Origin of the sequence: Sphingomonas sp. OK281, assembly GCF_900115295.1 — a bacterium.
GTDB lineage: Bacteria > Pseudomonadota > Alphaproteobacteria > Sphingomonadales > Sphingomonadaceae > Sphingomonas.
Genome location: NZ_FOVZ01000006.1, coordinates 21,065 through 46,997, shown reverse-complemented (window position 1 = coordinate 46,997; position 25,933 = coordinate 21,065). Strand labels below are relative to the sequence as shown.

Below are 25,933 nucleotides of genomic sequence, written 5' to 3'. Positions count from 1 at the left end.
CGGCGCGATCACTTCGCGCCCTCGGCCTTGAGGTACGCGATGATCGCCGCGCGCTTGGCCGCATCCGGCGTCGCGATCGGCATCCGCGTTCCGGGCACCTTCTTCTGGGGGGCCGTGAGATACTCGTTCAGCGTCTTCTCGTCCCAGCGCAGCTTCGATGCCCTCATCGCTGCCGAATAGTTGAAGCCGGGGGTCGCCGCAGCGGCGCGGCCGACCACGCCGTACAGGTTCGGGCCGATACCGTTGCGGCCCCCCTTCACGACGGTGTGACAGGCGCGACACGCGGCGAACGCCGGCGGCGACGTTGCAGTCGATTGCGCGGTGGTAGGCACGGATATCGTGACCGCCGCAACCGCCGCGATGCTTCCCGCGACCAAAGCCATGAGCAGCTTCATTCAGAGTCTCCCGAATTCATTGATGTCCATTTCCGGTCCGACCCGGCGTTGGCGATCACCGCCTCGATGAACCGCATCGTCCGCAAGCCGTCGGTCACGCCCGGAAACCAGCGGCCCCCGTCCTTGCGGTCATCGCCGCGGATCGCCGAGGCGAACGCGCGGTAGAGGTTGGCGAAGGCTTCGATATACCCCTCGGGATGACCCGCCGGGGTCCGCACCAGCGGGGCGGTGGCGTCGAGCATGCCGGGCCCACCGGTCCGCAAGATCTCGGTCGGGCGGTCGAGCCAGCGGAGCGTCAGCGTGTTGGGCTCCATCTGCGACCAGTCGAGCCCGCCGCGTTCGCCGTGAATACGCAGCCTCAGACCGTTCTCCTCGCCTGCCGCCACCTGGCTCGCCTTGAGCACGCCACGCGCGCCGCCCTCGAACCGGAGCAATGCGCTGACGTCGTCGTCGAGCCGCCGGCCTTCGACATGCGTCGTGAGGTCCGCGGAGACCGACTCCACCGACAGGCCGGACACATGCTCGGCAAGCTGGAACGCGTGCGTGCCGATGTCACCGAGACAGCCGCCAAGCCCCGCGCGGGCAGGATCTGTGCGCCACTCGGCCTGCTTGTTGCCGTCGGTGTCGATCGGTCGGCTGAGCCAGCCTTGCAGATATTCGACTTGGACTAGGCGGATCGCGCCGAGATCGCCGCGTTCGACCCGTGTGCGTGCCTCTTCGATCAGCGGATAGCCGCTGTACGTGAACGCCAGCGCGAACTGGCGGCCGCTCGCCTTGGCGGCTGCGGCGATCGCCTCGGCCTCGACGAGGCTCATCGCCATCGGCTTTTCGCAGAACACGTGAAAGCCGGCGTTTAGCGCGGCAATCGCCATCGGGGCGTGTAGGTGGTTCGGCGTAACGATCGCGAGCGCCTTGATCCGTTCGTCCACAGGCAACGTGCGTTCGTGCGCGATCAATGCATCGAGCGATGGATAGACACGCTGCGCATCTAGTCCGAGGAGCTCGCCGGTCCGCGTATTCCGCCCGCCATCGGTGCTGAACGCACCCGCCACCAGGTCCCAATCGCCGTCGAGAGCGGCTGCCATCCGGTGGACGGCGCCTATAAAGGCCCCCTCCCCGCCGCCGGCCATGCCGAGACGAAGCCGAGTCATGCCTCCCGCTCCGACAGGCCGAGCAGCTTGCGGATAGCGGCGCGATCGATGCCGCTGGCGGCGAAGTCGTCGAACGGGTGTTCGGTCAGGCGAATGATGTGATCGCGGATAAACGGCGCGCCTTCGCGGGCGCCATCATCGGACCGTTTCAGCGCGCACTCCCATTCGAGCACTGCCCAGCCGTCATAGCCATACTGCGCCATCTTGCTGAAGATGCCGGAGAAATCGACTTGCCCGTCGCCGAGCGAGCGGAAGCGGCCAGCGCGGTCGACCCAATTCTCGTAGCCGCCATAGACGCCGGTGCGCCCGTTCGGGTTGAACTCGGCATCCTTGACGTGGAAGCACGAAATCCGGTCGTGATACCGATCGATGAAGTCGAGATAGTCGAGCTGCTGCAACACGAAATGCGACGGATCGAACAGGAGACGCGCACGGGGGTGGTTGTCGACCGCGGCCAGGAATCGTTCCCAGGTCGCGCCGTCATGGACGTCCTCACCCGGATGCACCTCGAACGCGCAATCGACGCCGGCGTCCTCGAACACGTCAAGGATCGGGACCCACCGCTGCGCGAGTTCGGCGAAGGCCTCCTCGATCAGCCCGGCAGGGCGTTGCGGCCACGGATACACGTACGGCCATGCCAGCGCGCCCGAGAACGTCGCGTGCGCCGACAGCCCGAGATTGGCGCTGGCCTTCGCCGCCAGCTTGACCTGCTCGACCGCCCATAGCTGGCGCTCGGCAGGCTTGCCGCGGACCTCGGGCGGCGCGAAACCGTCGAACAGCGTGTCGTACGCTGGGTGGACGGCGACCAGCTGCCCTTGCAGATGCGTCGACAATTCGGTGACTTCGATCCCGTGCTTCGCCAGCCCTCCACGAAGATCGTCGCAATAGTCCTTGCTCTCCGCGGCAAGCTTCAGGTCGATCAACTGCGCATTGCACGGAATCTGGACCCCGACATAGCCGAGGCCGGCCGCCCATTCGGCCAGCCCGTCGAGCGTATCGAACGGCGCTTCGTCGCCAAGGAACTGCGCGAGGAAAATCCCCGGGCCCTTCATGCCGGTCATGCTGCGACCTTCCTGGTGTCGTCGCGGAACGTGAACTGAAACAGCAGCGCGATCACCGCGGCGGCGATCGCGGGATACCACCACATATGCTGCCAGTCGGCGATTGTCGGCGCGACGGGCAACTGCGCGTACAGCAGCGCGCCGATCTGCGAGCCGAGCAGCATGCCGACACCGTAGGTGAACAGCGTCAGCATGCCCTGCGCCTGCGCGTTCACACCCTTCGGCGTGGCGATCGTGCCGGTGTAGATTGCGCCGGCGACGAAGAAGAAATCATAGCAGACGCCGTGCAGTGCAACGCCGAGATACACCGCCCAGATCGACGATCCGCCATCGCCGATCGCGAACAAGGCATAGCGCAACGCCCATGCCGCCATGCCTACCAGCAGCAGCGGCTTAACCCCGAACCGTCGGTACAGCCACGGCATCGAGAACATGAACACGAGTTCGGACATCTGGCCGATCGCAAGCGTGCCGCCGACGTTGCGGATGCCGGTCGCGCCGACATAGGGCGAGGCATAGGCGTAATACATCGCCAGCGGGATCGAGATCAGCGTCGCGCAGGTCATGAAGATCAGGAACGAGCGCTGTTTCAGCAAACCGAACGCCTCGACGCAGAACACCTGCCGGAGCACGCTCTCGTCGCGCGGCGCATCCGCCGTGACGTTGGGCAACGTGATGCTGTAGAGCCCCAACGCGATCGAGACGACCGCCGCAACACGGAAGATCTCGGGGCTCGCGGACAGCCCCGCCCAGCCGATGATCAGCCCCGCCGTAATCCAGCCGAGCGTACCGAACGCGCGGACGAACGGGAACTTGTCGGTCCGCTCGCCAAAGCTCTTCAGCGCGATCGTGTTCGCGAGGCCGACCGTCGGCATGTAGAGGATCATGTAGCAGAGCAGCAGCCAGACGAAGGTCCGGCCATTCTCCGGTGTCACCAGCGATGGGAGCAGGAACAGCAGCACGCCGCCGATAAGGTGCAGGATCACCATCAGCATCCGCGGGCTGACATAGCGCGCCGCCGCCATGCCGAGGAGGAACGACCCGACGATCGACGCGATCGGCCCGACCGAGAAGGCGTTGCCGATGAGGTTGCCGATCCCGACCGTCTGCATGACGAGGCCAAGGGTTACAGTCCAGGCGCCCCAGACGAAGAACTGCATGAACATCATGGCGCTGAGGCGGCCGGTCAGCAGGCCGCCACCGGAAGGCGCGGGCTGAAATCCATCGTTCGTCACAGCCATTCGCTACCTCTCCGATCGCAGTTTTCCTGCTTGTCGGACATGAGGCTACGGAGGCACGAAACGAATGTAAAGGATTACATGGGATATATATCGACACTGCCTCCGACCGGATCCATGACGACCCTATGCCGACGATCATCGAAGTGGCCGCACTCTCGGGCGTCTCCACCGCCACGGTTTCGCGGGTATTGAGCCGCCCCGAACAGGTGTCCGAGGAGACGCGGCTGCGCGTGCTCGCGGTGGTCCGGTCCTCCGGCTACACGCCCAACGTCGCAGCCCGCAGCCTGCGGACGTTGCGCGCCGCCAAGATCCTGCTGACCGTCCCCGACATCTCCAACGCGTTTTTCGCGAGCGTCATCCGCGGTGCCGAGGAGGCGGCGAGGGACGCAGGATACTCGGTCGTCGTCGGCGACACGCGACATGACCCCGAAGTGGAGGATCAATATGCCGACATGCTCTCCCGCCGCGAGGTGGACGGACTAATCTTCCTCGGCCACCGACTGCCCGCCAGTCTCGCGCCGCTGCTGTCGCGCAAGGGCGCCGCGGCGCCGATCGTCAACGGCTGCGAATACAGCCCGGACCTGGGCGTTCCGAGCGTCCACATCGACAACGCGACCGCCAGCGCTGACGCCGTCGAGCATCTGATCGACCTTGGTCATCGCAGGATCGGTATCGTCACCGGCCCCGAGATCAGCCCGATCAGCCGCGATCGCCTCGCTGGCGCAATCGACGCCGCGAACCGCGCTGGCGCCCGCGATAGCCTGCACATCCGCATCGGCGACTATTCCGCCGGCTCGGCCGTCGACCACACCCGCGACCTGCTCGCGCACGGCGTGACCGCGATCTTCTGCTTCAGCGACGAGATGGCGATGGGCGCGCTCAGCGCGATCGGCGATGCCGGCCTGTCGTGCCCGACCGACGTCTCCGTGATCGGCTTCGACGACCTGCCGCTCGCGCGCTATTTCCAGCCGCCGCTAACGACGATCGCCCAGCCCAAGAGCATGATCGGCCGTCGCACCGTGGAGCTGCTGGTCGACATCCTTCGCGGCATCGAGAGCCCCTCGCGGCACGTGACGCTGCAGCACGAACTGGTGATGCGCAACAGCACTGCCCGGCCCCGATCGGACCGTTGACGATGATGCACGCGAGCCGGGATAGGCACCGCGCGATCCGGAGCGCATGATGACAACAACCATGTGCACCATCCAATTTTCGAACGGGTGACCTCAATGTCCATCTTCCAGCGATCGTGCCTGATGGGTGTGATGTTCGCCACCATCCTCGCTGGCCCCGCCTATGCACAGGACGCCGCCAAATCGAGCGACGCGGTCGATCCGTTCATCGGCACCGGCGGCGAAGGCCACACCTTCCCGGGGGCAGTCGCCCCGTTCGGCATGGTACAGTTGTCGCCGGACACCGATACCTCGTGCGTGATCCGCACCTGCTACGGTCATGCCGCCGGCTATCGCTACGACGACCCGATGATCGAGGGGTTCAGCCACACGCATTTCTCGGGCGCGGGCCATTCCGATCTCGGCGATATCCTCGTCATGCCGGTATCGGGCGACGCGGTGCCGATGGACCCCGGCACGCCCGCCGCTCCGGGCTATCGCTCGCGTTTTTCGCACGCCACCGAAGTCGCCAAACCGGGCTATTACGCCGTCACGCTCGACGGTCCGGGCGCGCGCGCGGAAATGACCGCGGGTACCCGCATCGGAGTGCATCGCTACAGCTTCCCCAAGGGCAAGGCGGCGCACCTCGTGGTCGATCTCCGGTCGTCGCTCTATAATTACCCCGGCAAGATCCTGTGGTCGGGGCTGCACCTGCGCGACGATGGCGTGCTCACCGGCTTTCGCGAGACGCGCGGCTGGGCGCCCGGGCGCAAGCTCTACTTCGCGATGCGGTTCTCCGCGCCGCTGGTCGGCCACGCGCTGGTCAACCGAGAGAAGGACATCCCGTACAAGGGTTTCCAAGGCCCAGGCCGCGGCAGCGACGCGCTCGCGGAAAAGCTCGGCCAGGCACTGGAGGCGCGGCTCGATTTTGGCCCGCTCGACGCTCCGCTCGAAGTGAAGGTCGGGATTTCCGGCGTCGACGAAGCCGGCGCGCTCGCCAATCTCGATAGCGAGCCCGGTGGCTTCGACGCCGTCCGCACCAAGACCCAGGCCGACTGGGATACCGCGCTTGGCGCGGTCAGGTTCGAGGCGGCCCCGCCGATGCGCCGCATCTTTGCCACAGCGCTTTACCACAGCCTGCTCGCGCCCAGCGTATGGAGTGACAGTGACGGGCGTTATCGCGGACCCGACGATCAGGTCCACCGGGCGTCCGGCTTCACCGTCCGCTCGACCTTTTCGCTATGGGACACGTTCCGCGCCGAACACCCGCTGCTGACGCTGATCCAACCGGAGAAGACCAATAGCGACATCGTCCGTTCGCTGATCGCCAGCCAGCAACACAGCCCCGACGGCATTCTTCCGGTATGGCAGTTTGCGGGGCGTGAGACGTGGACGATGATTGGTTATCATGCGGTCCCCGTTATCGCCGACGCGTATATGAAGGGCATTGGCGGCTTCGACGCGGACGCCGCGTTGCAGGCGATGGTCGCGAGCGCCGACCACGCGTCCTATGGCGGGCTCGGCGAGTACATCCAGCGCGGCTACGTCCCGATCGACAAGGAGCCGGAGGCCGCATCGAAGACCGTCGAATATGCCTATGACGACTGGACGATCGCGCGGATGGCGCGGCGGATGGGCAAGACCGACATTGCCGAGCGGTTCGAGACGCGCGCAGGCAACTGGCGCAACAGCTTCGACGCGAAGTCCGGCTGGCTGCGCGCAAGGCTTGCGAACGGCGCGTTCCGCACCCCCTTCGATCCGACCGCGATCAATTACGGCTCCGATTATACGGAGGGCAATGCGTGGCAATATAGCTGGTTCGTCCCGCAGGATCAGGCGGGACTGTTCCGGCTGCTCGGCGGCGATGCCAAGACCGTGAAGAAGCTCGACGCGATGTTCGATTTCGACAACTCGAAGGTCGATTATAGCCATGCGGAGGATATCGCCGGGCTGATCGGCCAGTATATCCACGGCAACGAACCGAGCCACCACGTCGCCTATCTCTACAATTACGCCGGCGCGCCGTGGCGGACGCAGGAGCGGCTCGGCCAGATCGTGCGGAGCCAATACGGTGCCAAGCCGGAAGGGCTCAGCGGCAACGACGATCTCGGCCAGATGTCCGCATGGCTAGTCTTCACCGCGCTCGGTTTCTACCCGGTCGCGCCGGGATCGAACGAATATGTCATCGGCCGGCCGTTCCTGTCACAGGCGACGCTCGCGCTGCCCGGCGGCAAGCAGTTCGCGATCCGCACGGACAATCTGTCGGACGCCAACCCCTATATCCGCTCGGTCACGCTCAACGGCAGGCCCCTCACCCGCAGCTATCTGCGCGACGACGAGATCCGCCAGGGCGGCGAGCTTGGCTTCGTGATGGGCGCAACGCCGAACACATTCTGGGGCAAGGACGCGAAGGCCCGGCCGTTCTCGGCGTCGACAGCACGCCGTTGAGATAACCACGAGACCGCGGCAAATTCACGTCGGGCGTTCATCGAACGTAGTCGGTGCGCGGTCCACCCGGCACGTCGATCACCAGGTGATCGCGCCGCCGAGCCGGATCGTTCGCGGTCGCAGCGGCGTGTATTCGTTGCGCGCGGCGAGTGCGAACGGATTGCCGCCGGCAAAGCGATCACCCTTCGCGTCGAGCACGTTCTCGATCGTGCTCGACAACCGAACGCGTCCCTTCGACCATGTGCCACCGAGATGCGTGGTGCCGTAATCGCCCTGCGAAATGTCGAGCGGCGCCTGCGTACCGACCATCGAGCGGCCAACATAGCGCCAGCCAGCATCGATGCCTGCACGAGCCCCCGCCCCGACCGACCAGTCGTAGCCGACGCTTCCGGACATCGCGAAAGGCGGCGTGTTGGGTAATCTGGTGCCGGTCTGGCGGCCCAGCGCGGTATCCGGATCGGTCACGCGGGTATCGTTCAGGAACATGGCCGCGTCGACGTGCAAGCCGGATAGCGGTACCCAGTCGACGCTGGCCTCGACACCACGAATGTGGCTGTTGCCGAGGTTCGTGGTGAACGGGAACCCCGATCGATCGACGAGGTCGGCCTGGATATGCCGCCAGTCGGTCAGCGAGATCCCGATGGAGGCAGCAAGGCCGCGCGAGCCTCTACGTTCCCTGCGAAGACCGATCTCGCCAACGTGAATGGTATCCGGGACCAGATCGACGACCCGGCCGACGCCCGGCGCGACGGTGATCCCGCCGGTTCGGAAGCCGGACTGGTAGCGCGCATACGCTGCCAACGTAGGGGCCAGCAGCCAGGACGCGCCGAGCGTGGGATCGACCCGGGTCGAACTCCTGCCACGGATGAAATTGGTCGTGCGCAGGCTGGCGATCGGGTCTCCGTCGGTCCGCTGGTGCGTCAGTCGCGCGCCTGCGGTGACGGTCAGCTTTGGGGTCACCGCGACCCCGGCCTCGCCGAATACGGCCGCATCGAATGTCCGGTTGGTGACGCCGACGATATCGCGCAGCCGATCCGGCGCGCCGTACAGTCTCGCATAGGCATCGCGGGCATGGATGACCGCGACCCCGACCAGCCACCCCGCGCCGTTGGTGCCGGTCCGCGAGAGCCGCGTCTCGTGCGAGAACAACCGGCTGCGTTCGTCGGTGTCATAGGCGATCGGCATGGTCGGGCGATTGGGTTTGGTCGCGTCGAACCGACTGTCCGCGTCGCGGTGGACCAGCCCCGTCGCCGAGACCAGATGCAGGCCGTCGTTCCACTGCCTGTCGATCACCACGCGGCCCAGGAAATACTGCTGCTCGAACGGTTGCGCGAGACGCGAGGCACGGGACAGCGAGCCGGCGCCACGTTCCGCATATTGGAGGTCGGGCGCCGACACCGACTGCGCGACGATACCGGCGTCGATCGTCCAGCCATGCGCCGGTACCACGCGAACGTCGAGGCGTCCGCCGGTCGTCGTCACGCGATTGACGTTGCGCAAGGCCCGCTGCACATCGTCGATATAGCCGCCCTCGACAACGCTGTAGCCAACCGCACGCAAGCCGACGACACCGCGGCTTACGGGCAGATTGATCATGCCGGCGACGTCGCCACCCGGTGCGCCCGACCTGGTCGCGCTGGCGCCGCCCGAGACGGTAGCGGCCACCGTGGACAACTCGACCGGGTGGGGTACCAGCCGGATGATCCCGCCGATCGCGCCCGCGCCATAGAGCGTGCCCTGTGGTCCTTCGAGCACCTCGACCTGATCGACGTCGTACAGGTTCAGTCCTGGGTCCGGCCCGTTATACGCGACCGGCACCTCGCCGAAATAGACGTTGGCAGTCGACTGGGTCGGGCCGGTGAAGCTGCTGTCGGCGACGCCGCGAATGAACAGCTTGTTGCGCCCTGCGCCGAGCGCGGTGCCCTGGAGGATCGGCGTCGCCGCGATCGCACGCTCCATCCCGCCGGCCGCATCGGCGCCAATGACGCCAGTCCCCTCTCGGTGCACGATCGTGAGCGCCCCTGGAAAGCGAAGCTGCGATGTCGCACGCTTCGATGCCATCACGACGATTTCCGGCATCGGTCCGGGTTCGCCTGGGGGTTCGGTCACGGCCGGAGGCAGAACGACGCGCGTGGCGGGTGGTGCGCGGCGAACCGGTCGCGGCGCGGCGCGGCGCACGATCCGGAAGCTGTCCGGGCTCATGGATTGCGCAACCAGGCCGGTGCCCGACAGCAGCCGGTCGAGGGCATCGGCCGCCGTCAGTCGACCGCGGACGCCCGGCACCCTGATGTGCCCGAGGCCGGGTTCAGCGCTGCCGATGTCGACGCCGGCCTGTTGCGCGAGCACGGCGATCGCCCGATCGAGCGAGGCCGGCGCAACGGCGATCGCCCGCCGTTCCGCTGCATCGACGGGAGCGGACAGGAACGATGCGAACGAAGGTGCGGCGAGCAGGGCGACGGCGAAACGAAGTTTACGGACCGGCATGACCTCCAACCAGCATCCAGCGCCCGTCGACATGCTCCGCGCGGGCGCCGATCAGCGCAGCCGCGCGAGGGATCAGGCGATCAGCCCCGCCTGTGACGCCGATCGATCCGGTAAACGGTGTCTCCGCAAGCGCCGGGGCAACGCGCACGACCGTGCCGGTGCTGCGTTCCAGCGCGGCGGCAACCAGCCGTACGGGCGTTTGCTGGAACACCAGCCGGCCCTTGCGCCAGCTGCCGACGTCGTCGATCGCGATACCCGACATCCGCGGTGCCTCGCCATCGAGGTGCGACAACGCCGCACCGGCGGTCAGCATGATGCGCTCCCGTTCGGGCTGGAACATCACCGCGCCCTCGGCGACCTGGACGCCGAGATGCGCGCCGACGCGGGCGACGTTGAAGACCGTGCCGACGTCCTGCAACCGCATCGTGCCCGATTGGACGACGAACGGATGCGCCGCGTCGTGCGTGACCCGGAAGATCGCTTCGCCGCGTTCCAACGTGACCAGACGCGAAGCGCTGTCGTCGATCGCCAGCCTGGTGCCGCCGTTCAGGTCGATACGGCTGCCGTCGGCGAGCGTCACGCTGCGGCGCACCCCGGCCGGTGTCTCGACGATCCGTGCGGCCGTGCTGGACGGGTTTTCCAGCGGCAGCATGACGCCGACGATCCCGGCCGCCGCCAGTCCACCGACCACTCCCAGCATCCAGCGCCGCCGCGGCGTCGGACGGTCGTCGTTGGCGGCAACCGGGGACGTCGCCTGCGACCAGTCGGGCGGCGAGAGCGCATCGGTCAGTTCCGCATCCCCAACCGCCAGCGCGTCGTAGGCGCGAGCATGACGAGGGTCAGCCTCCAGCCATTCGGTGAACGCCATCCATGCGCCACCATCGGCAGTCGGCAAGCGGAGGTGCCACGCAACCGCCTCGGCCGCGGCGTGCTCGCCGTAACCCGAACCGTGATTGCCGTCCCTGCCCCACTCATCGACCATCGCGCTGGTCCTCCTTATGAGCGAGACGTCCTGCCTGCGCGATATCCGCACCGGAATTGCTGCGTTGCAAGTGAATTCGCAGATACGCGCGGTGCAGCAGTTTCTCGACGCCGCTGACCGTGATGCCCATCTGCTCGGCGATCGCCTTCTGCGGCATATCCTCGAACCGGTAGAGGCGGAACGCGGTCGCGACGCGGTCCGGGAGACCGGCAAGCGTCGCCTCGACCCGCGCCAGCCGTTCGCGGGCGATCAGCGCGCGCTCGGCATCGGGATGCTCGTCGGCCGTCGCTTGCGTCTCCAGCCAGTCGGTGTCGCGATCCGCCCGCCGGGCCGCGCGACGATGACGGTCGACCGCGATGTTGTTCGCCATCCGGCAGATATAGCCGACGGGTTCGGCGATCGGCCCTCCGGTGACGGTCTCAAGCCTCAGCCAGAGATCCTGCAACGCGTCCTCCGCCTCCTCGACGTTGCCGAGCCGGACGACGAGCAGCCGCAGCAGCATCGACCGCTCGGCGAGGAAGACTGCCCGGAGCCCGCCAAAGGTCATGCCGGATTGGCCGTGGCATCGCGGCGGAACAAGACCGCCAGCGCGATGATCGCGACACCGTTCTGGAGCAACGCGTGCCACCCAGCCCCGTCGGTCCCGAACGCCCACAGCATCGCGGGGAGCAGCGGGTAGAGCGCAAGGCTGGTGACGAGGCCGATGGTCATCGAGCGACCGGGCAGCCCGAGCGCGGTCAGTCCCGAGGCGAGTGGTGCGCTTGCAAGTCCCGCAGCGCGCGCGCCGGCGATGAGGATCAGGAGGCCCGCGCCGCCCACGAAGCTCGCGCCGCCAAGCATCACGAGCAGTCGGTCGCCCACGAGCGCGAGGATCAAGACGATCGGCAGTGCGACTGCGAGCGCCAGTCCAGCGCTCCGCCAGACCGTGTGCCGCAACGCCTTCAGATCGCCGCGCGCGACCTGCGCCGCGAGCACGGCATAGCTTGCCTGGCTCAGCAACACCGTCGGCTGTGCGAGCAGCGACGTCGCACGCTGCGTCAATGCGAGCAGTCCTGCCGCCGCCGGGCCGAGCAGCCAGCCCACCGTCAGCGGCGCGAGGTTCGGCGCGAGTTCCCGGACCGTGATGTCGAAGTTGGTGATGAGGATGAAACGCTTGAGCCCCTCGGTATCGCGGGCCGTGCCGCGCCACGGCCCGCGCACCGGCTCGCCCGCGGCAAGCTTGCGCCACGCGACCCAGCCGAAGCCCCACATCGCCAGCCCCTCGGCAATGGCCGCGGCAAGCCAGACCGCGATGAAGCCGATCAACCCGCCGCCCGCGAACCAGACTCCCAGCGCACCGACCAGGCGGATCAGCGGCGACACCGCCTGGTGGATGCCGATCAGGTCGAACCGGTCGGCGATCTGGAGCAGGCCCTGCGGCGTCGCGCGGACCGTCGCGATCACCGCGAGCGAATATGGGATGGCGATCCGGATCGTGTCCGGCGACCAGCCGAGCCGTGGCCCGATCAGCGGCACCAGCAGGGCCGCCACGACGACCGCGACGGCGCCGCAGACGAGTTCGATCACCGCCATGAACCGGACGATCCGCGCGAACCCGGCACGATCCCCCGCCTCCAGCGCGAGCCCGCCATACCGCACCACACCGTGGAATCCGGAGAATGCCAGGACACTGCCGATAAGAACGGCATAGGCGTTGACCAGCACGAGAACGCCATAGTCGGCCGCACCGAGTCGATGCGTGACGAGGACGAGATAGACGAGGCTCATCACCCCCGCCGCCGCCTTGCCGCCGAGCAGGTGGCCGAGGTTTGCCAACACGAGCCACAGCCCCGACCGCGCGCCGCGCCCCTGTCCGGCTTCGACGGACTGCGCCTGCCGGGACGTCATACGGTGGAGGAGCGAACGCATCGCGAGCGCTTAGACGCCCCGCGTTGCGCCGACGAATGGAAAGTTCCGCGCGATTGGCCGGATGACAGAATATTTAGTGAGGATCGTTCACGTCGGGAACGTCTACCGGCCATGAAGATCGGTTTTCTGTTCAATCACGACCAGGTCCATCAGGTCGCGCACGCCCTCCCGACCGCCTTGGCGATGGCGGAGGGCTATCCGGACGCGGAGATCGTCGTCGCGACCACCAACGCGCGGCTGACCGACGAAGTGCGACGGCTGTGCGCGCGGCTCGGGGTTACCGTCCCCTTGGTCGAACTGGGCCTGCGCCGCACGTCGACGCGTGCTTTGGCGAGCACGCTCGAATGGGCGCTGCCGGTGACCAAGATCGGCATCTACCGCGACAATCTCGATTTCTTCCGCTCGCTCGATGCGCTGGTGGTCGCCGAGAAGACGTCGCTGTTGCTGAAGACGCGCTACGGCCTCGACGATCTCAAGATCATCCACACGCGCCACGGTGCGGGCGACCGCGCGATCGGCTTCAACAAGCACAGCGCGACGTTCGATCACGTCCTCGTCTCGGGCAGCAAGATCCGCCAGCGCCTGCACCGCGAGGCCGGCGTGCCGTTCAACCGGATGAGCCTGATCGGCTATCCCAAGTTCGACCTGATGCCCGAGCCCGCGCCGCGCCTGCCGTTCCAGGCGAACGGTAAACCCACCGTGCTCTACAACCCGCATCCGTCGCCGCATCTGTCGTCCTGGTACGCACAGGGCCGCGCGGTGCTCGAGCATTTCCTGCACGACGACCGCTACAATCTGATCTTCGCGCCACACGTCATGCTGTTCCACCGTAAGTTCGTGCTGACGATCGACAAGTTCCGGATCGACCGCGCCGGGGTGATCGAGCAGCGTTTCCTCGACGCGCCGAACATTCATGTCGATCTCGGTTCGGCCGCATCGACCGACATGACCTACACGGCGGCGGCGGACATCTATCTCGGCGATGTCAGCAGCCAGGTGTACGAGTTCCTCCACACGCCGCGGCCGTGCCTGTTCCTCGATGCGCATGCGACGCCGTGGAATGGCGATGCGAACTACGCGCACTGGCAGGCGGGCGAAGTCGTCACCGGGACCGAGGACCTGGGCGCCGCGCTCGACCGCGCGGTGGCGCAGCACGACCGCTATCGTCCGGTTCAGCGCGCGCTGTTCCAGCGGAGCTTCGAACTGACCGCGGAACGCTCCGCGGTGCGTGCGGCGCGCGCGGTGATGAGCGTGCTCGGCGATACCGTCCCGGCAGTCCTGCCCGAGCGCGAACTGGAGACGGCACTGGGCACGGGGACCGGATTGCAGGGGTTGCGCGTAGCCTGATCCACCGCGAGAAGGCCCGCGCGGCGCCCTTGTCGGGCGCGGCGTTTGGGATCGATCGACCACCGTGGCTTTACGCAAGGATATCTGGCGCCCCGCGATCGTGATGGCGACCGCCGAGGCGATCGTCGCGCGCGGCTCGATCGAGGGGCTCCCCCTGATGTGGCTGCCGCCGATGGGCAGCTTCCAGTTTCTCGCGGATCCGTTCGGGTTGTGGCGCGACGGGCGGCTGTACGTGTTCGTCGAGACCTACGACTACCGCGTCCGGATCGGCGCGATCGAAGTGCTGGTCTACGATGCCGACTTCCGCCTGGTCGATCGTCAGCCGGTGCTGAACGAGCCTTGGCATTTGTCCTATCCGCTGGTGTTCGAGGCGGAGGGCGAGACGTGGATGCTGCCCGAGGCGCATCGCTCGAACCGGCTGACGCTGTACCGCGCGGTCGACTTCCCGACCCGGTGGGAGCCTGCGCATGTCATCGAACTCGATCATGTCGCGGTCGATGCGACGCCGGTGTTTCATGACGGGCGGTGGTGGCTGTTCTACACCTCGGCCGACCGCGAGCCGGACAAGATGAGTGCGCTGCATGTCGCCTATGCGGACCGGCTGGCGGGACCGTGGACACCGCACCCGATGAACCCGGTGCGGGTCGACGTCGCGAGCGCGCGACCGGGCGGGATGCCGCTGGTGATCGATGGCCGGATCGTGCTGCCGGTGCAGGATTGCAGCCGGACCTATGGTGGCGCGATCCGCCCGCTGACGATGACGATCCTGACGCCCGACCGGTTCGAGGCCGAGGTGGGTGCCCCCCTCGTTCCGCCGGCCTCGTCCGCGCCGTTCGTCGAGGGCTTTCACACGCTGTCAGCAGCGGGGCCGGTGACGCTGGTCGATATGAAGCGTACCGAATTGTCGCTCCACGGGCTCTCGATCGAAGCGATCCGAGAGGTCAGAAAACTGAGCCTTAGAACGCGCGCATCCGCTCGAGGATAGCGAGGCCGGTCGCGGCGAACCGGTCCGGCCCGAATGTCGCGAGAACGCGCTCGCGACCCGCCTGCCCCATCGTCGCCAGTTGCGCCGGCTCGGCCAACGCTCGCGACAACGCGGCGGCGAGCGCCACCGGATCGCCCGGTAGGACCGTGAAGCCGGTCTCGCCTTCGACGATGCTGCCGGGAAGTTCGCCGACCGCGGACGCTATGACCGGGAGCCCGGCCTGCATCGCCTCGTGCGCAGCGACGCAGAGGCCTTCCGAGCGCGATGGCTGCACGTAGAGATGGCAGCTTGCCAGGAACGCCGCAGGGTCCGCCGCATAGCCTGCGAACCGTAACGTCTCGATACCGAGGACGCGCGCGCGCGCCTCGAGGGCGTCCCGTTCTGCGCCGTCCCCCGCGATCACCATCTCGTACGATGTCGAGGTATCGAGCAGCGCCAGCGCCTCGACCAGCACGTCGTAGCCCTTCACGCGGTGCAGGCGGCCGAGGCTACCGATCCGAATGGGCTGGCCAGGCTGCCATGGCGTTGCCTGAAGCGCGTCAGGATCGGCACGGAAGATCGACCACTGGACCAGTCGATCGGGGGGAACGTGCAGTCTTTCCGCAGTCAGTCGCGTCACCGCCGTAGAGTCGCCGACCCAGAGCCGGGACAGCCTTTGCATCGCGCGCAACAAAATGCGGTTGGCCGGCTTGAGGAACGCGGCATGCTGCCAGCTGACCACAGGCCATCCCCGCCGCACCCCGACGACCTGGCCGAGCAGGGTCGCGCGGGTCAGCGAGGTCCAGAGATGCGTCGGTGCCCAGTCCCGAAGGGTCGCGTCGAGCCAGCGGAGTGCGGCGGCGTGATCGGTCTCGCCGCCATCACGGACATGCACGTCGAGCCCGGCGGCACGCATCGCGATCTCGCCGCGGCGGTCGCGTGCGGTCAGCGCGAACACCGCCACTTGCGCACCGCCGTCGCGCAACACGCCGAGCACCGCGGGTACCGGCGACGCGGCCCCGCCGCCCTCGACCGAGTTGATCACATAGGCGATCCGCATCGGGCGTGTGCTCACGCGCGCAACCCCGCAAACAGATCGAGATACGCAGCCGCAACCGCGCCGATACGGTGATGCGCGACCAACGTAGCCAGCGCCTCTGGATCGGGCGGAGACTGCGCAAGCATCGTCGAGATCCCGCGCGCCAGAGCCTCCGTGTTGTTCAGCGGCACGACCATGCCTGCGCCCGGCGCATCGAGCAGCCGTGTCGCCGGGGTACAGTCGGTCGCGACCACCGGTCGGCCCGCTGCCAACGCTTCGACCAGCACCGCCGGATAGCCTTCGAAATCGGACGCCAGCACGAACAGCCGCGCGGCATCGAGCCATGGCCGGATGTCCGCGACATAGCCTACGAGCTTTACCCGATCGGCGAGCCCGAGCGTCTCGTTCTGCCGGCGCAATGCCTCCGCCTCCGGGCCGTCCCCGACGATGACAAGCTGCGCTGCGCCGGCGGGCAGTCTAGCGAAAGCCTCGATCAATCGCGCAAACCCCTTTTCGGGTACCAGTCGTCCCGCGGCGAGCACGATCGGCGGCTGCGTTTCGGGGATCGGCATAGGCGGCGCGGCGTCGTCGCTCAGGGCTGGCAACGCGATCGTCGTCGTCACACGGCGGCGCAGGATCCGGTTGGCCTGATCGCGCGCGACGTCCGACAGCGCGACCACCGCCTGCACCCGGCGAAGGAGGTGTCGCATCCGAACTTCGAACGCCCATTGCCGCGGCCGTCCCCGCTGCGGCTTGTCCAGCGCTGCACTGATCTGTGCGACCACGGGTATGCCCGATCCGGCCATCGCGGCGGCGATCGGCCAGTGGAAATTGCCGGGAATGAAGATGCCGTCGACGCTGCCCTGGTCGACGAACGTGCGCGCTGCCTGCGCCAATCGCCGGCGCGAGCCCCGCCCGCGCGGGATCGAAGGCTGTGCCACGACGATCTGGACCGCCTCGCCGGCCAATGCCCGAAGCGGCCCGGCGTCGGAGCCCGCAAAGATTGTGACCGCGACGCCGCGCTTCGCCCAAGCCTCGGCAAGCCGCACTGCGACTCGCTCGGTGCCGCCAAGTGCGAAATCATGGACAACGATGAGGATCGACGCGATGGCCATCCCGCGCGGTTAGCGCCGACATCGGACCGACGCCAAGCTTTGTTACGTCGCGACCCATATCCGGTCATGCCCGAGATCGAAGACGACGCGCATATCCCTGAATGCCGCGAGGCCGACCGACGGGGTGGCGCCAGGTGTGACGACGACGTTCTTCAGGACCGTATGGCCGAGCGCGACGACGCCGGCGCCGGTCGGCGCGATCACGTCCGTTGCGTGCGCGAGGTCGAGTATCGCAGCCATGGGCGGGGCCGAACCGACCATAAGCGGTACCGTCATCGATCCGTCCGCTTGGTGCGTCACCGGGATCGCCATCATCCCGCGTTCGACACGCGATGCTTCACCGGCCAACAACAGGCGGAGTTCACGATGCGGGAAGTCGATCTCGATCGGGTTGGCATCGAGAACATCCTGGCCGATGCGCACGTCCGCGCCCGTCGCCGGGTCGGGTTCGATCGCGGCGATCGGTGCGTACAGATACTCGGCACGGATCCCGATCTTGATCCGGTCGCGGTGGGCGATACGGTCAGCCAGCGTCGTGGCAATCGCCGACTGCGGTGCCCCCGGTACGATCGCGATCGTGGTTCGCGCATTGTCGACCCGGCCGTGGAACAGCAAGGTGGCTGCCATGAGGACGAACTTGCCGCTCGTCGCGCCCGTGATTCCGCCCATCGGTTATCCTCCTGAAACGCCGCCGCCCGCGGCCTGGAACAATGCGACCGTGTCCGACAGCCGTGCCGCGCGAGCCTGCACCGCCTGCCCCCGTGCCTGTGCGTCGGTCGCGGTGGCGTTGAGCAGCGCGGGCGTGCCGACGTCGCCGAGCGCGAGCTGGCGACGGACGAAGGTGAGCGCGCGGCCGGACGCGTCGGTCGCCCGCGTCGCGGAGTCGAGCGCGTCGGCATCGGTGCGCAGGCCGGTCAGCGCGTCCGACACGTCGCCGAACGCCTGGAGCACGGCGGCCCGGTATTGCGCCTTGGCCCCCTCCAGCGCCGCTTCGGCAGCACGCTGTTGATGACGAAGCGCACCCGCATGGAAGATCGGCTGGGTAATGCCGCCGATCAGCGTCCAGAACGGATTGCCGCTCTTGAACATGTCGCCGAACCGTTCCGACGTCCCGCCCGCCGATCCGCTGAGCGAGATCGCCGGCAGGCGCGCGGCGATCGCGGTGCCGACGTCGGCCCCCGCCCCTTCGAGCTGCGCGCGTGCCGCCAGCACATCGGGGCGACGCGCAACGAGATCGGAGGGCACGACCATCGGCAGGTCACGCGGCAAGGCCAACGAAGCTAGCGTCGGCAACGGCGGCAAGTCCGATCCCGCCGAGCGTCCGATCAACGTGCCGATCACCACACGCTGATGCGCTTCGGCGCGGACGAGCGGTGGCAGCGCACCCTCAGCAGTCGCCAGTGCGGCCTGTTGCGTGGAGACGTCCGCGGCACCGACGGCGCCGAGTTGCTGGCGCTTGACCAACGTCTGCAGGATGTCGCGATTGACCGCGATACCGGTCTGCGCCGCGACGATCTGATCGGCGAGCGAGGCGCGCTGAATCACCGCCTCGACCAGATTGGCGATGACCGTCGTCTTCGCCGCCGCGAGCCGCTGGCGCTGCGTCTCGGTCGCGGCGCGCGCGGAGCGGATCTTCGAACGGGTGCCCCCGAACAGGTCGGGCGCATAGCTGACCGTCACCTGCGCGGTGTGCAGCGTGTAGAGTTGCTGGTTCTGGTCCGCGACCGCAGGCGACAGCGCGTTCGATATCTGCGTCCGCTCCGCCTGATAGTTGACGTCGGCTTGCGGCAACGCCGAGCCCGCCGTGGCGGAGCCCTGCTCGCGGTACTGGCGCAACGTGGCCTCGGCCACGGCGATATCGGTCGCGTGCGACTGCGCCTCGCTCACCAGCGTGTCGAGCTGCGCGCTGCCGAAGGTCCGCCACCACTCCGCCGGCACCGCCGCGAGCGTGGTAGCCTGCGCCGCGCCGCTTGTCGGTGCGAAGGTCTGTGCGGCGGGGGGCGGCGGCAGGCTGGCATGCGCGTCGAGGTTGCGCGGGCCCATCGAGCAGGCGCTGGTGACGCCGGCGAGAAGGAGGATAGCGAAACGCTTCATGCTTGAACCTCCGTATGAGGATGGTGCCCGACGTCGCGCCCGTGCGCGCCGCGATCCTCCGGCGGCACGCGCTTCGAGAAGCGGGCGATCAGCACCGGCAGCACCAGCAGGATCAGGATCGGCGCGAGCGTCATCCCCCCGACCACGACCAGCGCGAGCGGCTTCTGTACCTGGCTGCCGATCCCGCTCGACAGCGCGGCGGGGAGCAGGCCGATCGCCGCCACCAGGCACGTCATCACCACCGGACGCAGGCTGTGGCGGACCGTGGTCGCGAGCGCATTCTCGCGCGCGAACCCCTCGTCGACCGCGTGATTATAGGTCGTGACCACCAGGATCCCGTCCATCACCGCGATCCCGAACAGCGCGACGAAGCCGATCGCCGACGAGATGCTGAACGCGGTCCCGGTCAGCGCCAGTGCCAACACGCCGCCGATGATCGCCATCGGGATCGCCGAGAACGCGAGCAGGCTGTCGCGGATCGAGCCGAAGTTCGCATAGAGCAGCAACAGGATCACCAGCAGGCTGATCGGCACCACCACTTCCAATCGCGCGACCGCGTTGTTGAGGTTGTCGAGCTCGCCCGCCCATTCGAGGTGATAACCCGACGGCAGGTGCACGGTCTGGCTTATCCGCGCATGCGCCTCGTCGACCGCCCCGCCGAGATCGCGGCCGCGGACCGAGAACTTGATCGGGATGTAGCGCTCCTGATGCTCGCGGTAGATGAACGAGGCACCCGTCGTCAGCTTGACGTCGGCGACCTCGGACAGCGGCACCTGGATCGTGCCCGCGCCATCGGGCGACGGCGCACCTATCGTGATCCGGCGGATCGCGTCGATCGTGTCGCGCTGTTCGGGTTTCAGGCGGACGACGATCGGGAAGTGGCGATCGGTGCCCTTCTCGTAGAGGTCGACGTTCGACTGCCCGCCGATCGCCGCAGCGACGGTCGCGTTGATGTCGTCGGGGGTCAGCCCGTAGCGCGAGGCACGCGCACGATCGACGTCGATCCGCACGGTCGGCTGGCCGAGCGACTGGAACACGCCGAGGTCCTCGATCCCGCGGACCTTGCCCATCTGCGCCTTGATCTGGTCGGCATATTTCTCGAGCGTGGCGAGATCGGGTCCGAACAGCTTGATCGAGTTCGCGCCCTTCACGCCCGATGCCGCCTCCTCGACGTTGTCCTCGATGATCTGCGAGAACGAGAAGTCGACGCCGGGGTATTTGGCGGTCAGCCGCTTCGACAGTTCCTCGGTCAGCGTCTCCTTGGTGACGCCGCTTGGCCAGGTGTCGAACGGCTTCAAGGGCACGAAATATTCGGCGTTGAAGAAGCCCGTCGAGTCCGTCCCGTCGTCGGGACGACCATGCGCGGAGAGAACCGCCTGCACCTCGGGATATTGCATCAGGATGCGGCGGACGCCGTTGACCACCGGCTGGCCCGCCTCGAGGCTGACCGACGCGGGCAGCGTCGCGCGGATGTACATGTTGCCCTCTTCGAGATGCGGCAGGAACTCGATCCCGAGCGACCGCACGCCGACCAGGGCGACCGCCATCAGCAGCAGCGCGCCGCCGATCGCGACGACCCGGTTGCCGAGCGCGAACGCCGCCGCCGGCTCGTAGACGCGGCGCAGCTTGCCGACGATCCACGTCTCCACTTCGGAGAGCTTGTCGGGCAGCAGCATCGTCGCCAGCACCGGCGCGACCGTGAAGGTCGCGATCAGGCCACCGGTGATCGCATAGGCGTAGGTCTTCGCCATCGGGCCGAAGATATGGCCTTCCACGCCGGTCAGCGTGAACAGCGGCAGGAAGCTGGCGATGATGATCGCGGCGGCGAAGAAGATGCCGCGGCTGACCTCGGAGCTGGCGCCGAGCACCGCCGAGAAGCGGTTGGCGAGCGTATAATGGCCCTTCCCGCTTTCGACGTGCGCGGACCGCTCGACCATGTGCCGGAAGATGTTCTCGACCATGATCACGCAGGCATCGACCACGAGCCCGAAATCGAGCGCGCCCACCGAAAGCAGGTTCGCGCTTTCCCCCTGCAAGACGAGGATCAGGATCGCGAACGCCAGCGCGAACGGAATCGTCGCCGAGACGATGATCGCGCTGCGCAGATTGCCGAGGAAGATCCACTGGAGCGCGAAGATCAGCAGGATGCCGACCACCATGTTCTCCAGCACGGTGTGGATCGTCAGGTGGATCAGGTCGGAGCGATCGTAGATCCGGTCGAGATGCACGCCCGGCGGCAGAATCCCCGACGCGTTGATATCGGACACTTCCTTCTGCACGGCGAGGATCGTCGGCATCGACTGTGCGCCGCGCTGCATCAGGACGATGCCCTGGACGATATCGTCCTGGTCGTTGTAGCCGGCGATGCCGAGCCGCGGTGCGTTGCCGATGCGGACGTGCGCGACGTCCTTCAGCAGGACGGGCTGCCCCCCGCCGGTGCCGACGAGCACGTTCTCAATGCCGCCGACCGACTGGATCAGGCCGATGCCGCGGACGATCGCCGCCTGCGCACCGAAATTGATCGTCTGGCCGCCGACATTGCCGTCGCTCTTGGCGAGCGCGGCCAGCACCTGCGACACGGTCACGTCGTGCGCGGCGAGGCGATCATTGTCGATCACCACGTCGTAGGTACGCAGCTTGCCGCCCCAGCCGGTGACGTCGATCACGCCCGGGATCCGCTTGAACCGGCGCTGGAGGACCCAGTCCTGCAACGTCTTGAGGTCCATCACCGAATAGCCCTTGGGCGCGGTGATCTTGTAGCGGTAGATCTCACCGACCGGGCTGGTCGGGGACAGCGTCGGCTGCGCGCCACCCTGGAGCGGCGGCAGCTGCGACAAGCGGTTGATGACCTGTTGCTTGGCCTCGTCGTTGGTCAGATCGTAGCTGAACTGGATCTTGATGTCCGACAGCCCGAACAGCGAGATCGCGCGGATCGCGGTCAGATGCGGAATGCCCGCCATGCCGACCTCGATCGGGATGGTGACGTTGCGCTCCATCTCCTCGGCCGACAGGCCTTGGGTCTGGGTAATGATCTCGACCATCGGCGGGACCGGGTCGGGATACGCCTCGATGTTGAGATTGTAGAAGCCGACGCCTCCCGCCACCAGCATGGCGACGAAGATGCCGACGATCAGCAGCCGCTGGCGCAGCGCGAATTCGACGATCCGGTTCATTCGCCGAGACCGGCTTCGTTGACGAACAGCGCACCCGCTGTGACGATCCGCTCACCGGATTTGAGGCCCGCTGTGATCGCGACCTTGCCGTCCTGCTCCTCACCCGCCGTCACGGTACGCGCGACCAGCAGGCCGTCGGGCCGCACGACCCACACGCGCGCGTCATCGCCTTCGTGGATTACCGCCGCCGCAGGCACCAGCAACGCGTCACCGCTGTGCGGGCGCTGGATCGAGAAGCTGGCGAACATCTGCGGCTTCAGTGCCCCGTCCGGGTTGGCGATGGTCGCACGCACCGGCAGGCGGTGGCTCTGCGGATCGAGCGCGGCGCCGACCAGGTCGATCGTCGCGTGGAAGCTGCGCCCCGGCAGCGCGGGCGTCGTCACCGTGACGCTGTCGCCGAGATGCACCGCAGTGGCGTCGTTCTCCGCGAGTTGCGCGATCAGCCAGACGCGGGAGGGATCGGTGATCGTCATCACCGGCTTGTCGCCGCCCTGCGACAGATACTGCCCAGCCGACACGTCGCGCGACGCGATCAGCCCGGAGATCGGCGCATGCAGCGTCGTCACGTCGTGGATGCCCGAGACTTCACCGACAGTCTCCAGGCGCGAAATCTCTCCCTGCGACTTGCCGAGGATCGACAGCTTGTCGCGCGCGGCACCGAGCGAGGCGGCGGCGGTCCGAGCGGTCGCCTGTGCGGCGGCAAGATCGGTCTTGGCCTGTTGATAATCCTTCAGCGCGCCGCCCGCGGTCTCGTAGATCTGCCGCTGGCGGTCCGCGGTACGCTCCGCGGTCGCGAGTTGCGCTTGCGCGTTCTGCGCCGCCGCCCGTGCCGCGAACAGCCCGCTGCGCGCATCGACGAAATCGCTCGTCTTCACCAGCATCAGCGGCTGGCCTTGCGTCACGCGCTGCCCCGCATCCGCGAGCACGCGTACGACCTGCCCCGAATAGGGCATCAACACCGGCGTGCTGCGGTCGCCGTCGACGGTGATCGCGCCGCTCGCCAGCGTCCGCGCATCGGACGCGGCATAACCGACGCGCATCGTCGTCAACCCGGCAAGCTGATCCCTGGTCGGCCGGAACGTGCCCGCAGGCGACACGGGCGCAGGTGCCGGCTCGTGATGCGTGAGCTTGCCGATCAGCACGACGATCAGCACCAGCCCGACGATCACGCCAGCCGCGATTCCGAGCCAGCGCATCTGCGCGGATCGCGACAGTGTGGCGGCAGGAGGGAGCGTTTCGGGTGTGGTCGATGCGTGCATAATCAGCCCCTTGGGGATTAGACTGGAGCCGGTAGCGTCGCTGGCTTACAGCGCGCTTACGGATGCTGCGGCGCGGTACGATGCTTGGCACCATCGGGCGGTGACATGGGACGGTGATGGATGCGGGTGCTGCTGATCGAGGACGACCGCGATCTTGCGGTGGCGCTGACCGGAGCGCTGGCGCCGCGCGGGTTCGCCGTCGATCTCGCGCGGAGCGGCGACGAGGCAGAGGCATATCTGCACCACGGCGACTACGCGGCGATCCTGCTCGATCTCGGCCTGCCGGACGAGGATGGATTGGTGCTGCTCCACCGGATGCGCAGCCGGGGAGATACCCGCCCGGTGCTGATCCTGACCGCGCGCGGCACGATCGACGCCCGTATCCGGGGGCTGAACGAAGGCGCCGACGATTATCTGGTGAAGCCGTTCGACGTTGACGAACTCCATGCCCGGCTGCTCGCGGTCCTGCGCCGCCAGGGTGGCTATCTCGGCCGATCGCTGACCTGCGGACGCCTCGCGTTCGACCTCGAAATCCGCGTCGCGCACGTCGAAGGCGCGACGATCGCGCTGTCTGTGCGCGAGACCGAACTGCTCGAACTGCTGCTCCGTCGCGCCGGTAACGTCGTGCCCAAGCGGATCGCGGAGGATCATCTGTTCGGGCTCGGCGGCGAACTCGGCTCGAACGCGGTCGAGGTCTATGTCCACCGGCTCCGCAAGAAACTCGACGAGGCCGCAAGCGGCACGCGGATCGAAACCGTACGCGGCGTCGGCTATATCATCGTCGCCAAGCCGTGAAGCTGCGCCCGCCGCGATCGCTGGCGCGATCCTTGCCCCGATCCTTGCCAAAATCGCTATTGGGGCAGTTCGTCGCGCTGCACGTCGTGACCGCGACGATCGCGACGATCGCGCTGTCGCTCGGCGTCGCGATGCTGCTGCACAGTACCGCCGATCATTATCAACGAAGGCTGCTACGCCAGCAGGCTGCAATCATCGCGAACGCCCTGCCCCAATCCGCCGCACTGCGCAGCGACGTGCTGACCGACGGCATGGCCGTCGCGATCATCGACCGGAATCGTGCCGTGGTGATGGCAAAGGGTCCTGCGCGACCTCGGATCATCGCCGCGGTACCGATGGACCACGGCATGCACTTCTTTCACCGTGGCGTGATCGAGGCGTACAGCGTTCCGATTGCGGGGAGCCGCTGGATCGTCGCATCGCAGGACAGCGCCGCGCCCGAGGTCATCACCGACGACATCGTCAGCGCGTTCCTCAAGCGGTTCGCGCTGCTCGTCCTGCCGATCGCCGCGCTGGTGCCCCTGATCGGCGCGCTGCTGACCCGGCGATTGACGCGGCGGATGCAGGCGGTGTCGGCGACCGCGGCCGCGATCGGCCCCCGCACGCTCGACACCCGCCTGCCGCGCGGCACCCTGCCATCCGAAGTCGAGCCCCTTGCCGCCGCCACCAACGAAGCGCTCGACCGGCTCGAGGACGGGTTCCGTACGCAGGCCGCGTTCGCCGCGGACATCGCGCACGAACTCCGTACGCCGCTCGCGGTGATCCGGCTGCGCGCCGACGCGGTCGACGATGCGGGGGTGAAGGAGGCGTTGTTCGCAGCGGTCGACCGCGCCGCCCGCGTCGTGACCCAATTGCTCGCGCTCGCCGATCTCGAACGTCCGGTCGAGGATGCCGGCGAACCGCTCGACCTTGCGGCACTGGCCGAAACAGTGGTCTCCAGTCGCGCGCCCGGCATTCTCGCTGACGGCCGGACGATCGCGCTGGAGGATATCTCGGATAACACCGGGAGCATCGGTTATCCCGGCGCGATACGCCTCGCGCTCGAAAATCTCGTCGACAACGCGGTGCGCCACACGCCGCCCGGTACCGCGATCGTCGTTCGCGTCGGCGCGGGCGCCCGTATCAGCGTCGTCGACGATGGCGACGGGGTGGCGCCCGAGCACCTCGCACGGCTCAAGCATCGTTTCTGGCGTGGCGACGGATCGCGGTCGGAAGGCTCGGGGATCGGGCTGTCGATCGTCGATCGCGTGGCGCGTGCGCATCACGGCGTGCTCGACGTCGCGCCCGGGCCCGGTGGCAGGGGACTGTGCTTCGAAATCGCGTTCGGATCGATTCCGCCCCGACACAGGTAGCAAACCACGCGAC

General features: G+C 67.6%; 20 protein-coding genes. 6 read left to right on the top strand and 14 right to left on the bottom strand.

The window, feature by feature from the left end:
• Positions 1–8 precede the first annotated feature (8 nt).
• Genes BM244_RS18665 through BM244_RS18650 form a run of 4 tightly spaced genes read right to left on the bottom strand, consistent with a single transcriptional unit; the run spans position 9 to position 3,848 of the window.
• Positions 9–395: a c-type cytochrome gene (locus tag BM244_RS18665; RefSeq protein WP_093400435.1), complete on the bottom strand. Its 387-nt coding sequence runs from the start codon at positions 393–395 to the stop codon at positions 9–11.
• A complete protein-coding gene (locus tag BM244_RS18660) occupies positions 392–1,546 on the bottom strand; it encodes a Gfo/Idh/MocA family protein (protein WP_217649163.1) in 1,155 nt (384 codons plus the stop codon). Before BM244_RS18660 ends, BM244_RS18665 begins: the two co-directional genes overlap by 4 nt.
• The gene (locus BM244_RS18655; protein ID WP_093400433.1) at positions 1,543–2,607 is read right to left on the bottom strand and encodes a sugar phosphate isomerase/epimerase family protein; all 1,065 of its coding nucleotides are present in this window, start codon (positions 2,605–2,607) and stop codon (positions 1,543–1,545) included. The genes BM244_RS18660 and BM244_RS18655 overlap by 4 nt, the downstream gene beginning before the upstream one ends.
• Entirely contained in the window at positions 2,604–3,848 is a 1,245-nt protein-coding gene (locus tag BM244_RS18650) for an MFS transporter (protein ID WP_093400432.1), read from the bottom strand. Before BM244_RS18650 ends, BM244_RS18655 begins: the two co-directional genes overlap by 4 nt.
• Positions 3,849–3,973: 125 nt before the next feature.
• Here BM244_RS18650 and BM244_RS18645 point away from each other — a divergent pair, with 125 nt between their 5' ends.
• Positions 3,974–4,981 (top strand): LacI family DNA-binding transcriptional regulator, encoded by a 1,008-nt coding sequence (locus BM244_RS18645; RefSeq protein WP_093400431.1) that lies wholly within the window; start codon positions 3,974–3,976, stop codon positions 4,979–4,981.
• Positions 4,982–5,113: 132 nt separating this feature from the next.
• Positions 5,114–7,408 (top strand): GH92 family glycosyl hydrolase, encoded by a 2,295-nt coding sequence (locus BM244_RS18640; RefSeq protein ID WP_254784619.1) that lies wholly within the window; start codon positions 5,114–5,116, stop codon positions 7,406–7,408.
• Positions 7,409–7,486: 78 nt separating this feature from the next.
• Here the strand turns inward: BM244_RS18640 and BM244_RS18635 are convergent, their stop codons facing one another.
• Genes BM244_RS18635 through BM244_RS18620 form a run of 4 tightly spaced genes read right to left on the bottom strand, consistent with a single transcriptional unit; the run spans position 7,487 to position 12,782 of the window.
• Positions 7,487–9,892: a TonB-dependent receptor gene (locus BM244_RS18635; protein ID WP_175518299.1), complete on the bottom strand. Its 2,406-nt coding sequence runs from the start codon at positions 9,890–9,892 to the stop codon at positions 7,487–7,489.
• On the bottom strand, positions 9,879–10,874 hold the full coding sequence (locus BM244_RS18630) for a FecR family protein (protein WP_093400429.1): 996 nt from the start codon (positions 10,872–10,874) through the stop codon (positions 9,879–9,881). The genes BM244_RS18635 and BM244_RS18630 overlap by 14 nt, the downstream gene beginning before the upstream one ends.
• Positions 10,864–11,421 (bottom strand): RNA polymerase sigma factor, encoded by a 558-nt coding sequence (locus BM244_RS18625; protein ID WP_254784574.1) that lies wholly within the window; start codon positions 11,419–11,421, stop codon positions 10,864–10,866. The genes BM244_RS18630 and BM244_RS18625 overlap by 11 nt, the downstream gene beginning before the upstream one ends.
• A complete protein-coding gene (locus tag BM244_RS18620; protein ID WP_254784572.1) occupies positions 11,418–12,782 on the bottom strand; it encodes a lipopolysaccharide biosynthesis protein in 1,365 nt (454 codons plus the stop codon). The genes BM244_RS18625 and BM244_RS18620 overlap by 4 nt, the downstream gene beginning before the upstream one ends.
• A gap of 111 nt (positions 12,783–12,893) precedes the next feature.
• On the opposite strand from BM244_RS18620, the gene BM244_RS18615 reads away from it, so the two are divergent.
• Together BM244_RS18615 and BM244_RS18610 are read left to right on the top strand one after the other, a co-directional pair.
• Positions 12,894–14,129, top strand: coding sequence for a hypothetical protein (locus BM244_RS18615; protein ID WP_254784571.1), 1,236 nt, complete (start codon positions 12,894–12,896; stop codon positions 14,127–14,129).
• Positions 14,130–14,193: 64 nt separating this feature from the next.
• Positions 14,194–15,114 (top strand): glucosamine inositolphosphorylceramide transferase family protein, encoded by a 921-nt coding sequence (locus BM244_RS18610; protein ID WP_093400428.1) that lies wholly within the window; start codon positions 14,194–14,196, stop codon positions 15,112–15,114.
• On the opposite strand, the gene BM244_RS18605 is transcribed toward BM244_RS18610, so the two are convergent.
• Genes BM244_RS18605 through BM244_RS18580 form a run of 6 tightly spaced genes read right to left on the bottom strand, consistent with a single transcriptional unit; the run spans position 15,086 to position 23,773 of the window.
• Entirely contained in the window at positions 15,086–16,168 is a 1,083-nt protein-coding gene (locus BM244_RS18605) for a glycosyltransferase (RefSeq protein ID WP_368086090.1), read from the bottom strand. The genes BM244_RS18610 and BM244_RS18605 overlap by 29 nt on opposite strands.
• The gene (locus BM244_RS18600) at positions 16,165–17,247 is read right to left on the bottom strand and encodes a glycosyltransferase (protein WP_093400426.1); all 1,083 of its coding nucleotides are present in this window, start codon (positions 17,245–17,247) and stop codon (positions 16,165–16,167) included. Before BM244_RS18600 ends, BM244_RS18605 begins: the two co-directional genes overlap by 4 nt.
• Positions 17,248–17,289: 42 nt before the next feature.
• Complete coding sequence (locus BM244_RS18595; protein ID WP_093400425.1) at positions 17,290–17,916, bottom strand: hypothetical protein; 627 nt, start codon at positions 17,914–17,916, stop codon at positions 17,290–17,292.
• A gap of 3 nt (positions 17,917–17,919) precedes the next feature.
• A complete protein-coding gene (locus tag BM244_RS18590; RefSeq protein ID WP_093400424.1) occupies positions 17,920–19,341 on the bottom strand; it encodes an efflux transporter outer membrane subunit in 1,422 nt (473 codons plus the stop codon).
• Positions 19,338–22,514, bottom strand: coding sequence for an efflux RND transporter permease subunit (locus BM244_RS18585; RefSeq protein WP_093400423.1), 3,177 nt, complete (start codon positions 22,512–22,514; stop codon positions 19,338–19,340). Before BM244_RS18585 ends, BM244_RS18590 begins: the two co-directional genes overlap by 4 nt.
• The gene (locus BM244_RS18580) at positions 22,511–23,773 is read right to left on the bottom strand and encodes an efflux RND transporter periplasmic adaptor subunit (RefSeq protein ID WP_093400422.1); all 1,263 of its coding nucleotides are present in this window, start codon (positions 23,771–23,773) and stop codon (positions 22,511–22,513) included. Before BM244_RS18580 ends, BM244_RS18585 begins: the two co-directional genes overlap by 4 nt.
• A gap of 120 nt (positions 23,774–23,893) precedes the next feature.
• Between BM244_RS18580 and BM244_RS18575 the strand changes: the two genes are divergently transcribed.
• Together BM244_RS18575 and BM244_RS18570 are read left to right on the top strand one after the other, a co-directional pair.
• Entirely contained in the window at positions 23,894–24,568 is a 675-nt protein-coding gene (locus tag BM244_RS18575) for a response regulator (protein WP_093400421.1), read from the top strand.
• Positions 24,569–24,612: 44 nt separating this feature from the next.
• A complete protein-coding gene (locus BM244_RS18570) occupies positions 24,613–25,920 on the top strand; it encodes a sensor histidine kinase (protein WP_254784569.1) in 1,308 nt (435 codons plus the stop codon).
• Positions 25,921–25,933: the final 13 nt, after the last annotated feature.